The organism is Chitinimonas koreensis (assembly GCF_014353015.1).
In the GTDB taxonomy this organism is placed as follows: Bacteria; Pseudomonadota; Gammaproteobacteria; order Burkholderiales; family Chitinimonadaceae; genus Chitinimonas; species Chitinimonas koreensis.
The window spans coordinates 817,483-829,160 of the sequence record NZ_CP060704.1 but is presented as its reverse complement, the minus strand read 5'-3'; the positions used below and the strand labels follow the sequence as shown (position 1 = coordinate 829,160).

Sequence of the window (11,678 nt, the reverse complement as noted above, 5' to 3'; positions counted from 1 at the left end):
GGGCTTCCTCATGGAATTCGATTGCGGCGCAGCGGCCGCGCGGGCGGCGGCGGACGGGCCGCCGCGGCATCGGCCGCCGGCCGGTCAGGTGGCGGCGGCGTGGGCCGGCAGCGGGCCGGCCGGCGTTTCGGGGTGATCGGGTACGCGGCTGTCGAGCTGGCGCAGGCGCGGATGCAACAGGGCCAGCAGCGAGATCAGGCAGCCCGCGGCGCCGCTGACGATGAACAGGAAGCGCAGGCCCTGGCCGCGGCCGGTGCCGAGCCAGGCGCCGACCGTGCCGGCCCAGTCGCCGCCGGCGGCGAGCGCCGGCTCGAACACCCGCTCGCCGAGATGGCCGCCGCCGAGCAGCACCAGGCAGGTGGCCGCCAGGTCGAGCGCGCCGAGCACGGCGAAGATGCTGCCGCGCTGCCCGGCCGGGGTCTTGCGCATCCACAGCGCGCTGGCGCAGGCGCCCGAGGCGCTGCCGGCGAACAGCGCGCCGAAGGCGCAGGCGCACCACCAGGCGGTCGAGGTGCCGAAGCCGGCCAGCAGCACGAACAGCGCGAGCGCGGCGTCGGCCGCCAGCAGCCAGGCCATCAGCCGCCGCTCGATCGGCCGCGCCACCAGCAGCAGCGAGCCGGCCAGGCCGCCGAGCGCGCCGCAGGCGAGGATCAGCCCGAGCGCGTCGCTCGAGCGAAACGACAGCACCAGCGGCGTCATCATCGCCACCGCCAGCACCAGCAGGCTTTCCTGCAGCACCGTGTAGGCGGCCAGGCCGGCCAGCGGCGGGGTGCGGCGGAAATGGCCGAGCGCGCGGGCGAAGCCGTCGCGGCTGCTGCGCCAGAACGGCAGGCCGGCATCGGCGCCGCCGCGCACGGCGTGGCGCGCGCGGGCCAGCGCGCCGAGCGCGGCCAGCGCGCCGCCGCCGACCAGCAAGAGGTCGAGCGACACCACGCCTTCGAGCCCGGCGGCGCCCATCACGTAGCCGGCCGCCAGCGGCGCGACGATCTGCAGCACCGCCTGGCTCATGCCGACCAGGCCGCTGGCCTGCGTCATCCGCTCGCGCGGCACGATCTGGCTGACCGCCGCCCGGTAGGCCGGCGTGCGCAGCGCGTTGATCACCGCGCCGGCGGCGTTGAACAGGTAGAGATGGGCCGGCTCCAGCCGGCCGCGCCACAGCAGCGCCGCCAGCGTGGCGATGGTCAGGACCGAGGCGGCGTCGCAGCCGGCGATCACGCGGCGGCGGTCGAAGCGGTCGGCCAGCGCGCCGGCGAACGGCGTCATCAGCAGCGCCGGCAGCGCGGACCACAGCACCGCCTGCGAGAACTGCTCGGCCGAGCCGGTGCGCTGGAAGATCCACACCCCGAGCGCGAAGCTCATCAGCGCCGAGCCGAGGTCGAGCACCGTCTCGCTCAGCCACAGCAGCGCGAAGGCCGGCCGCAGCAGCACCGGCCGGCCGGCTTCAGCGGTCACGGCGGCCGCCCGGCCGGCGCTGCTCGGCCTGCCCCACGGCGCGGTCGAGCCGGTCGAGGATCTCGCCGACGTCCTGCGGCGTGACGATCAGCGGCGGCAGCAGGCGCAGCACCGCGCCGTGGCGGCCGCCGGTCTCGATCAAGAGGCCGTGGTCGAAGGCGGCACGCTTGATCGCCTGGGCGAAGGCGCCGTCCTGCGGGCCGGGCCTGCCGTCGGCGGCGTCCGGGCCGACCACTTCGACGCCGATCATCAGGCCGCGGCCGCGCACGTCGCCGAGCGCCGGGTGGCGGCGCGCCAGCTCGCGCAGGCCGTCGACCAGCAGCGCGCCGGTCCGGGCCGCTTGTTCGGCCAGCCCGTCGCGCCTGAGGATGTCCATGGTGACCTTGCCGGCCACCATGCCGATCTGGTTGCCGCGGAAGGTGCCGGCGTGGATGCCGCGCGGCCACAGGTCGAGCGCCTGGTCGTACACCACCACCGCCAGCGGGAAGCCGCCGCCGACCGCCTTGGACAGCACCAGCACGTCGGGCACGATGCCGGCCCGCTCGAACGCGAACATGCCGCCGGTGCGGCCGAAGCCGGTCTGCACCTCGTCGATCACCAGCGGGATCTCGTGCTCGCGCGTCAGCCGGCGCAGCTCGCGCAGCCACTCGTCCGAGGCCGGGATGCAGCCGCCCTCGCCCTGCACCACCTCGACGATCACCGCGGCCGGCTTGGAGATGCCGCTCTCGGGATCGCTCAGCATATTGGCCAGGTACTGGATCGACAGCCGGTCGGTGTGCTCGCCGTCGGTGCCGAACGGGCAGCGGAAGCGGTAGGGAAAGGGCGCGAAGTGGACGCCGCCGGCGCGCAGTCCGCTGTCGGTCTTGGGACCGAGGTTGCCCATCGCCGCCAGCGCGCCGCCAGTCATGCCGTGGTAGGCGCCGTGGAAGGCGATGATCGGATGGCGGCGGGTGGCGTAGCGCGTCAGCTTCATCGCCGCCTCGATCGCGTCCGAGCCGCTCGGGCTGCAGAACTGGATCTTGGCCCGCTCGGCCCATTCGGCCGGCAGGAGGCCGAACAGCGTCTGGACGAACTCGAACTTGGCCGGGGTGGTGAGATCGAGCACCTGCTGCACCTGGCCCGAGCCGATGAAGCGCAGCAGCGCCTCGCTGACCTCCGGATGGTTGTGGCCCAGCGGCAGTGCGCCGGCGCAGGCCAGGCAGTCGATGATCTCGCGGCCGTCCTGGTCGCGCATGCGGATGCCCTCGGCGGTCTCGAACACCGCTTCGAAGGTCGAGGCATAGGTGCGGGCGCGCGACTCGCGTCGCTTCACCGCTTCGTATCGGTTCATGGTTTTCCTCCTGGCCGGGTTGCCGCGCGAGCGTCGCGGCCGGCCCGGTAATGGCTGCACGATGGCATGGGATGGATTTGTCATAAAATGGTTCCATATAATTTTCTCATATTTATGACATACGCATAAACAATAGGCGCGAGACGGCCTCGCCCGGCGCGGAGCCGGGCCTTCCGCCCGCGACGCCAGGACGCGGTCATGGCAGATCATTGCAGCTGCGATCCAGGCGGAAGCCGGCCCGCGCGGCGACGGCGGCTATAATGCCGCCCTGTTCCGCACTCCCAGGCCACGTCCATGCTGATCCATCCGCAGATCGATCCGATCGCCGTCCAACTCGGGCCACTGGCCATACGCTGGTATGGCCTGATGTACCTCGTGGCCTTCCTGCTGTTCCTGGCGCTGGGCCACCGCCGCATTCGCCAGCGGCCCGAATCGGGCTGGACCGGCCAGCAGCTGGACGACCTGCTGTTCTACGGCGTGATGGGCGTGATCCTCGGCGGCCGGCTCGGCTACGTACTGTTCTACAAGCCGGCCTTCTACCTGTCCCATCCGCTCGACATCCTCAAGGTGTGGGAAGGCGGCATGGCCTTCCACGGCGGCTTCCTCGGCGTGCTGGTGGCGATGTGGCTGTTCGGCCGCCGCCACGGCAAGCGCTTCCTCGAGGTCGGCGACTTCGTCGCGCCGCTGGTGCCGCTGGGGCTGGCCGCCGGCCGCATCGGCAACTTCATCAACGGCGAGCTGTGGGGCCGCGTCACCAGCGCCGACGCGCCGTGGGCCATGATCTTCCCGCTGGTCGACCAGCAGCCGCGCCACCCGTCCCAGCTCTACCAGTTCGCGCTCGAGGGCGTGGCGCTGTTCGCGCTGCTGTGGCTGTACTCGGCCAAGCCGCGCCGGGTCGGCCAGGTGTCGGCGCTGTTCCTGCTCGGCTACGGCCTGTGCCGCTTCATCGCCGAATTCGCGCGCGAGCCGGACAACTTCCTCGGCTTCCTGGCGCTCGGCTTCAGCATGGGCCAGTGGCTGAGCCTGCCGATGATCGTGGCCGGCATCGCCATGTTCGTCTGGGCCTCGCGGCGCGAGACCGCATGAAGACCGCCCTCGCCCTGCTGGCGCTGGTCGCCGCGCTGCCGGCCGCGGCATTGCCGCCGTGCAGCGCCGACAGCCGGCCCGGCGAGCGCTGCGAGGTCGCGCTGGCCGCGCTGCGGCCGACCCAGCCGGTGGTCGGCCTGCTGCAGGTCGAGGACAAGGCGGCCGAGCTGGCCGCCAAGTCGCCGGCCAAGCTCGAGCGCTACCTCGAGAAGCGGCCGATCCCGCTGGTGATCGGGCCCGACGGCGGTTTCTACCTGACCGACCACCATCACCTGGCGCGCGCGCTGCTGCTGCTCGGCCGCAAGCAGGCCGGCGCCAAGGTGGTCGATCGGCTCGGCGATCCGGCCCAGTTCTGGAACACCATGGCCGCACGCCACTGGGCCTGGCTGCGCGATCCGCACGGCCGGCCGATCGAGCCGCGCCAGCTGCCGGCCCGCGTGGCCGACATGGCCGACGATCCCTACCGCGCGCTGGCCGGGCTGGCCGAGGACCGCGGCGCCTACCGCGACACCGATGCCTGGTTCCAGGAATTCCATTGGGCGCGCTACTTCGGCGAACGCATGGGCTGGCGGCCGATCGAGCGCGCCAATCTCGACGCCGCGCTGCGCGAGGCCGTGCGCCTCGCCTGCGAGCCGGCCGCGGCCGGGCTGCCCGGCTATGCCGGGCCGTGCCGCGACTGATCGACCTGGTTCGATCGGAACCGAACTGATTGACCGCGGAGGACGCAGAGGGCGCGGAGGAAAATCATGCGTGACCGACGCTCCGAACAGGCATTTACTCCGCGTCCTCGGCGTCCTCCGCGGTGAAGCTTTCCCCTACGACGCCAGGCCGCGCCGCCGCAACAGCCACGCCAGCACCGGCGGCGTGACCAGGGTGGTCAGCACGATCACCACCACGATCACCGAATAAAGCTCGGCCGACACCACGCCGATCTGGCGGCCGATCGCCGCGAAGATCAGGCCGACCTCGCCGCGCGGCACCATGCCCCAGCCGACCAACCACTTGTCGACCGGCCCGGCGGCGAGGCCGGCGGCGATCTTGCCGAGCACCGCTACCACCGTCACCGCCAGCGCGATCGCCACCGTATGCGGATCGGCGAAGCTGACCAGGTCGACCTGCATGCCGGTCAGCACGAAGAACAGCGGCACCAGCAGGAAACCGACCGGCTCGACCAGCCGCTGCATGCGGTGGCGGTTCTCGTGCTCGAGCACGCGCTCCAGCTCGGCGCGCAGCGCCGGCTCGGCCGGGATCAGCGCCTCGCCGAGCGTCACGTGCAGGTCGTCGCGGCGGAAGTCGCGCATATAGGCCGATTCGAGGATCAGGCCGGCGGCGAAGGCGCCGACGATGGGCGCCAGGCCGACCTGGTGGGCCAGGTAGGCGAAGCCCAGGCAGAACGAGATCAGCACCGTGAACTGCATGGCCGGCCCCGGGTGGATGCGCGCCATCCGCCGCGCCAGCCGCGGCGCCACCGCCTGGCCCAGCAGCACCGCGCCGAGCAGGAAGGCCAGCGACTTGGCCGAGATGATCGCCACCTCGGCCAGGCCGACCGAGCCGGTCTGGGCGATGGCCGACACCACCGCCAGGATGATCAGGCCGAGCACGTCGTCGATCACCGCCGCGCCGAGCACGATGCGCGCCTCGGCGCTGTGCAGCTGGCCGGCGTCCTGGAACACCCGGCCGGTGATGCCGACCGAGGTGGCGGTCAGCGCCGCGCCGAGGAACAGGTGGGCGACGAAGGGCGCCGCGGGCAGCAGCAGCGGGCCGACCAGCCAGGTGCCGAGCAGGAAGGGCAGCACCACCCCGACCACCGCCACCAGGAAGGCTCGCAAGCCCACCTGCCTCATCGCCGACAGTTCCGATTCGAGCCCGATCTGGAACAGCAGCACCACCACGCCGAGCTCGGCCAGGAAATGCAGGATCGCGTCGCCCTTGAGCGGCGCCAGGCCGCCGAAGCCGGCCAGCGCCAGGTTGCCGAGCACGATGCCGATGGCCAGCTCGCCCAGCACCGCCGGCTGGCCGATCCGCTCGACCAGGCTGGCAAGCCGGGCCAGCAGCAGCAGCATCATCAGCCAGAGGAAGTGTTCGCCGGCGGCCGTGTCGCCGGCCCAGGCGGGCAGGCTGGCGGCGGCGAGGCCGCAGCCCAGCAGGCAGTTGCGTCGGGATATGCGCATCGTGGATTTCCTGGCTGAACGAGTTCCGGTGACGGCCGGCCGCATCGTGTAGGAGCGGCTTCAGCCGCGAATGGTCGAGGCGGTCACCATAGGCGATTCGCGGCCGAAGCCGCTCCTACAGGTGACCATCGCCGTCGGCCGGCGAGCCCTGGTCGTCGGCCAGCGCACGCAGCAAGCCGTATCGCACCAGGCCGGCCCGGCCCTCGCGCAGCACTTCCCAGCCCGCCAGTTCCGGCCACTCGGCCGATTCGACGTAGACGCGCGCGCCGTCGGCCAGCCGCGGCCGCAGCGCGGCCAGCGCGCGCGGCAGCAGGTCGCCGGCGAACGGCGGATCGAGGAAGACCACGTCGAAGCGCTCGCCGCCGCGGCCGAGCCAGGCCAGCGCGTCGGCCGCCACCACCTCGACCGCCTGGGCGCCGAGCAGGCGGCGGTTGTCGTTCAGCGCGGCCAGCGCCGGCCGCGCCAGCTCCACCATCACCACCCGCCGCGCGCCGCGCGAGGCGGCCTCGAAGCCGAGCGCGCCGGAGCCGGCGAACAGGTCGAGGCAGGCCAGGCCGTGCAGTTCCTGGCCCAGCCAGTTGAACAGCGTTTCGCGCACGCGGTCGGGCGTCGGGCGCAGGCCCTCGCCATCGGGAAAATGCAGGATGCGGCGGCGGAATTCGCCGGCGTGGATGCGGACCTGGTTGCGGCCGGCACCGGCCTTGGAAGCAGCGTGAGCGGGTTTCGGCATGCGAAACGATTGGGGCGCGAATGCGAAGAAGATAGAATCCTACCCCAACTCGCCGGGCGTCCCGGTTTCAGCCGATATATCAATCATTTGTTCAACGGTGAAGCTCCGAACCATCCACCGCACGCGCGGAAGCGAGTCTCCCGCTGGCCCACCTCGCCCAATTCTTCGACTTGGCGGGGCCCCGGGGGCGGCGAGGGCGGGGGGAGTGGGATCAATCAGCGGGATACGATTGATTCATCGATCGCGGATAGCACCCGGCTTGGCCGGGTGGTGAACTGAAAGTCGAGTACCAGAATTGCTTAGAGCATCCTTAGATGTCCGATAACCCGACAACGCAGAACGAACAATCCGGCTGGGGCAAGAAGCTCTGGCGCGCGCTCAATACCGATATCGGCGACCTGGTCGGCGGCAAGCCGGCCGACGCGGCGGAGCCGCCGGCCGCGACCGGAACCCCGGCGCCCGCCCCTGCACCGGCCGCGCCCTCCCCGTCGGAGCCCCCGCCGCCACGCCCGCACCCGTCGCCGCTACGCTCGCCGCCGCGGCACCGGCCGCAGCGCCGGCTACCGAAGAAAAATCCTTCTGGCAGAAGACCGTCGAGGTCCTGAACACCGACGTCACGGTGCTCGCCCGCGACGTCGCCCAGGCGTCGAAGGAAGTCTGGCAGTACAAGCTCAAGGCCGGCCTCGCCAAGACGCGCGACAAGCTCGGCAAGGAGCTGGCCGCGCTGTTCGGCGGCGGCCAGATCGACGAAGAGTTGTACGAAGACCTCGAATCGGTGCTGCTGACAGCCGACATGGGCGTCGACGCCACCGTCCACCTGCTCAAGGACGTGCGCAGCCGCGTCACCCTGGCCGGCCTCAAGGACGCCAGCGAATTGCGCGGCGCGCTCAAGGGCGCGCTGAACGAGCTGATCGCGCCGCTCGAGAAGCCGCTGGTGGTCGAGGGTCACCAGCCCTTCATCATCATGGTCGCGGGCGTCAACGGCGCCGGCAAGACCACCAGCATCGGCAAGCTGGCCAAGTATTTCCAGAGCCAGGGCAAGAGCGTGCTGCTGGCCGCCGGCGACACCTTCCGCGCCGCCGCGCGCGAGCAGCTGATGGCCTGGGGCGAGCGCAACGGCGTGACCGTGATCGCCCAGGACGGCGGCGACTCGGCCGCGGTGTGCTTCGACGCGATCAACGCGGCGCGCGCGCGCGGCATCGACGTGGTGCTGGCCGACACCGCCGGCCGGCTGCCGACCCAGCTGCACCTGATGGACGAGATCGCCAAGGTCAAGCGCGTGATCGCCAAGGCCGACCCGACCGGCCCGCACGAGGTGCTGCTGGTGCTCGACGCCAATACCGGCCAGAACGCGCTGCAGCAGGTCAAGGCCTTCGACGATGCACTCGGCCTCACCGGCCTGGTGCTGACCAAGCTCGACGGCACCGCCAAGGGCGGCGTGATCGCCGCCATCGCCAAGCAGAAGCCGATCCCGCTGCGCTTCATCGGCGTCGGCGAAGGCATCGACGACCTGCGCCCGTTCGAGGCGCGCGACTACGTCGACGCGCTGATCGAATAATCCCGGCCCGGAGCCCCGCATGCGCCCCACCGACTTCCTCGACGCGCTCCAGCGCCACCAGGGCCGCCTGGTCGACAAGTGGTCGAGCTATCCCGAGGTGTACGAGCGCCACCTGGCGCGCTTCCGCGACCGGCCGCTCAAGCTCCTGGAAGTCGGCGTGTTCCACGGCGGCTCGCTGCAGCTGTGGCGCAGCTACCTCGGCCCCGAGGCGCAGATCGTCGGCGTCGACATCGACCCGCGCTGCCAGGCCTATGCCGAGCCCGGCGTGATCGTCGAGACCGCCGACCAGTCGCGCGCCGACAGCCTGGCGCCGGTGCTGGCCAAGCACGGCCCGTTCGACGTGATCGTCGACGACGGCTCGCACCTGTCCGCCCACCAGACGCTGACGCTGGCGCTGGCCTGGCCGCAGCTGAACGACGGCGGCGTCTACATCGTCGAGGACACCCACTGCGCCTACTGGCCGAGCTACGGCGGCGGCCTGAAGGCGCGCAACAGCTTCATCGAGCACTGCAAGGACAAGGTCGACGACCTGCACGGCTACTGGTCGCGCGACCCGGCCTCGCTGCCGGTCGGCGACTACACGCGCGAGCTGGCCGGCCTGCATTTCTACGATTCCATCGTGGTGATGGAAAAGCGCCGCCGCGACGCCATGCCGCAGCGGCTGGTCGCCGGCCAGCCCTCGCGGCCGCTGAACGAGGCCGAGACCGCCCACTTCGCGCTGGCCCGCCAGAACCTGGCGCAACTGAAGCCCCTGCCATGATCCAGTTCAACCAAGTCAGCAAGCGCTACCCGGGCGGCTTCGAGGCGCTGAAGAACCTGAGCTTCCAGATCGAGACCGGCGAGCTGGTGTTCCTGGCCGGCCACTCGGGCGCCGGCAAGTCCACCCTGCTCAAGCTGATCGCCGGCATCGACACGCCGAGCGCCGGTTCGGTGGTGGTGAACGGCCAGAACCTGGCCGCCATCCGCCGCGGCGCGGTGCCCTTCCTGCGCCGCCACATCGGCCTGATCTTCCAGGACCACAAGATCCTGTTCGACCGCAGCGTGTTCGACAACGTGATGCTGCCGCTGGACATCGTCGGCTACGACCGCCGCGAGGCGGCCCGCCGCGCGCGCGCCGCGCTCGACAAGGTGGGCCTGTTGGGCCGCGAGAAGCTGAACCCGGTGTCGCTGTCGGGCGGCGAGCAGCAGCGGCTGTGCATCGCCCGCGCGGTGGTGCACCGGCCGGCCATCCTGCTGGCCGACGAACCGACCGGCAACCTCGACCGCGCCTACGCGCTCGACATCATGGAGCTGTTCAAGAGCTTCCATCAGGTCGGCGTCACCATCGTGATCTCGGCCCACGACGAAACGCTGATGGCCGACTACGGCCGCCGCATCCTGCGCCTGAACCAGGGCCAGTTCACCCAGTGAGAAAGCCATCATGAAGCACTGGCTCCGCCTGCACCGGCTGGCCCTGGCCGCCACCCTGCGGCTGTTCGCCGCCAGCCCCGTCTCCTCGCTGCTCAACCTGCTGGTGGTCGGCATCGCGGTGGCGCTGCCGCTCGGTCTCTACACCGTGGTGGCCAACCTGCAGCAGCTGTCGGACAAGCTGCCGACCGATCCGCAGGCCAGCGTGTTCCTGCGGCCCAATGCCGGCGCGGTCGACATCGCCCGGGTCGAGGCGGCGATCCAGGATGCGCCGGCGGTCAAGTCGGTCCACCGCGTGAGCAAGGACGAGGCGCTGAAGTCGCTCGAGCGCTCCAGCGGCATGCAGGATCTGCTGGCCGGCCTCGGCGAGAACCCGCTGCCGGAGAGCTTCAGCCTGACGCTGGACCGCGAGGAGCCGACCATGCTCGACGCGCTGGCCACCAAGCTGCAGGCCGATCCGGCGGTCGAGCAGGTGCAGTTCGATTCGGACTGGGCGCGCCGCCTCAGCGGCATCGTCGCGCTCGGCCGCGAAGCGGCGTTCACCGTCGCCGTGCTGTTCGGCGCCGGCCTCTTGCTGGTCACCGCCAACCTGATCCGCATGCAGATCCTGACCCGGCGCGAGGAGATCGAGGTCAGCAAGCTGATCGGCGCCACCGACAGCTTCATCCGCCGGCCCTTCCTCTACTTCGCCGCGCTGCAGGGCATCCTCGGCACCGCGATCGCCGCCGGCCTGGTCGCCTTCGCGCTCGGCCGCATCGCCAAGCCGGTCGACCAGCTCGCCGTGCTCTACGGCGAGCACTTCACGCTGTCGCTGGCGCCGGCCGAAACGCTGGCGCTGGCCTTCCTGGTGGTGATCGCGCTGAGCCTCTTGGGCGCCACCCTGTCGGTGGGCAAGCACCTGCGCGCGCTGGACCGCTGAGCCCCGCAGTCGAACTTTTGCCTCCGCTAGCACTCCCACGGGTCGAGTGCTAATATCAGTCGGCCGGTCTTTCCGGCCGCAAGGAGCGAACCCATGACTGCCACCACCATGACATTGCCGGTTCTCGCCGGGGGCGACAGCCTCGACCGCTATATCCAGCAGGTCAACGCCATTCCCCTGCTCAGCCAGGAAGAAGAAGTCCACCTGGCCAATCGCCTGCATCAGGACAACGACCTCGACGCCGCCGGGAAGCTGGTGCTGTCGCACCTGCGCGTGGTGGTCTCGATCGCGCGCGGCTACGCCGGCTACGGCCTGCCGCAGGCCGACCTGATCCAGGAAGGCAATATCGGCCTCATGAAGGCGGTCAAGCGCTTCGAGCCGAGCCGCGGCGTGCGGCTGTTCTCGTTCGCGGTGCACTGGATCCGCGCCGAGATCCACGAATACATCCTGCGCAACTGGCGGCTGGTGCGCATCGCCACCACCAAGGCGCAGCGCAAGCTGTTCTTCAACCTGCGCAGCATGAAGCAGGGCTTCAGCGCGCTGACGCACAAGGAAGCGCGCCAGATCGCCGACGATCTCGGGGTGAAGCCCGAGGAAGTGCTGGAGATGGAAACCCGCATGAGCGGGCAGGACATCGCGCTGGTGGCCGAGGACGGCGACGAGGACGGCTACGCGCCGATCGACTGGCTGGCCGATGCCGACAACGAGCCGGTCGCCGTGCTCGAGCGCCGCGCCAGCGACCGCCTGCAGGGCGAAGGCCTGCAGGCCGCGCTGGAGACGCTGGACGCGCGCAGCCGCCGCATCGTCGAGGCGCGCTGGCTGGCCGACGACAGCGGCGCGACGCTGCACGAGCTGGCCGACGAGTTCGGCGTGTCGGCCGAGCGCATCCGCCAGATCGAGGTCAAGGCGCTGCAGAAGATGAAGGCGGCGCTGGCCGACTGATCGCCAGCCGATCGCCGGCCGCGCGTCCTGCGCCGGCGGCACTCGAAAACGAAATGCCCGATCACGCGATCGGGCATTTTGCA

General features: G+C 71.1%; 10 protein-coding genes and 1 pseudogene. 7 read left to right on the top strand and 4 right to left on the bottom strand.

The annotated features are described in order from the left end of the window. Positions 1-84: 84 nt before the first annotated feature. Together H9L41_RS03500 and H9L41_RS03495 are read right to left on the bottom strand one after the other, a co-directional pair. Positions 85-1,452 (bottom strand): MFS transporter, encoded by a 1,368-nt coding sequence (locus H9L41_RS03500; protein WP_051318886.1) that lies wholly within the window; start codon positions 1,450-1,452, stop codon positions 85-87. Further along, on the bottom strand, positions 1,442-2,782 hold the full coding sequence (locus H9L41_RS03495) for a diaminobutyrate--2-oxoglutarate transaminase family protein (protein ID WP_028445672.1): 1,341 nt from the start codon (positions 2,780-2,782) through the stop codon (positions 1,442-1,444). The genes H9L41_RS03500 and H9L41_RS03495 overlap by 11 nt, the downstream gene beginning before the upstream one ends. 294 nt (positions 2,783-3,076) lie before the next feature. Between H9L41_RS03495 and lgt the strand changes: the two genes are divergently transcribed. Together lgt and H9L41_RS03485 are read left to right on the top strand one after the other, a co-directional pair. Then, positions 3,077-3,868, top strand: a complete 792-nt coding sequence (lgt, locus tag H9L41_RS03490; protein WP_028445671.1) for a prolipoprotein diacylglyceryl transferase — start codon at positions 3,077-3,079, stop codon at positions 3,866-3,868. Then, positions 3,865-4,548 carry a ParB-like protein gene (locus H9L41_RS03485; RefSeq protein ID WP_028445670.1) on the top strand — a complete coding sequence of 228 codons (684 nt, stop codon included), beginning with the start codon at positions 3,865-3,867 and terminating at the stop codon, positions 4,546-4,548. Before lgt ends, H9L41_RS03485 begins: the two co-directional genes overlap by 4 nt. Before the next feature lie 135 nt (positions 4,549-4,683). On the opposite strand, the gene H9L41_RS03480 is transcribed toward H9L41_RS03485, so the two are convergent. Together H9L41_RS03480 and rsmD are read right to left on the bottom strand one after the other, a co-directional pair. Beyond that, positions 4,684-6,039: a cation:proton antiporter gene (locus tag H9L41_RS03480; protein ID WP_084300068.1), complete on the bottom strand. Its 1,356-nt coding sequence runs from the start codon at positions 6,037-6,039 to the stop codon at positions 4,684-4,686. 115 nt (positions 6,040-6,154) lie between these two features. Beyond that, a complete protein-coding gene (rsmD, locus tag H9L41_RS03475) occupies positions 6,155-6,769 on the bottom strand; it encodes a 16S rRNA (guanine(966)-N(2))-methyltransferase RsmD (RefSeq protein ID WP_051318885.1) in 615 nt (204 codons plus the stop codon). A 664-nt stretch (positions 6,770-7,433) separates the two neighbouring features. Between rsmD and ftsY the strand changes: the two are divergent. From ftsY to rpoH, 5 genes and pseudogenes are all read left to right on the top strand, one after another. Further along, positions 7,434-8,327 (top strand): annotated as a pseudogene (gene ftsY / locus H9L41_RS03470) (signal recognition particle-docking protein FtsY); the annotation flags it as partial. Between the two features lie 19 nt (positions 8,328-8,346). Beyond that, a complete protein-coding gene (locus H9L41_RS03465; protein ID WP_051318884.1) occupies positions 8,347-9,087 on the top strand; it encodes a class I SAM-dependent methyltransferase in 741 nt (246 codons plus the stop codon). Next, the gene (ftsE, locus tag H9L41_RS03460; protein ID WP_028445668.1) at positions 9,084-9,737 is read left to right on the top strand and encodes a cell division ATP-binding protein FtsE; all 654 of its coding nucleotides are present in this window, start codon (positions 9,084-9,086) and stop codon (positions 9,735-9,737) included. The genes H9L41_RS03465 and ftsE overlap by 4 nt, the downstream gene beginning before the upstream one ends. A 10-nt stretch (positions 9,738-9,747) precedes the next feature. Beyond that, complete coding sequence (gene ftsX / locus H9L41_RS03455) at positions 9,748-10,653, top strand: permease-like cell division protein FtsX (RefSeq protein WP_028445667.1); 906 nt, start codon at positions 9,748-9,750, stop codon at positions 10,651-10,653. A 93-nt stretch (positions 10,654-10,746) separates the two neighbouring features. Next, positions 10,747-11,595, top strand: a complete 849-nt coding sequence (gene rpoH, locus H9L41_RS03450) for an RNA polymerase sigma factor RpoH (RefSeq protein WP_028445666.1) — start codon at positions 10,747-10,749, stop codon at positions 11,593-11,595. Positions 11,596-11,678: the final 83 nt, after the last annotated feature.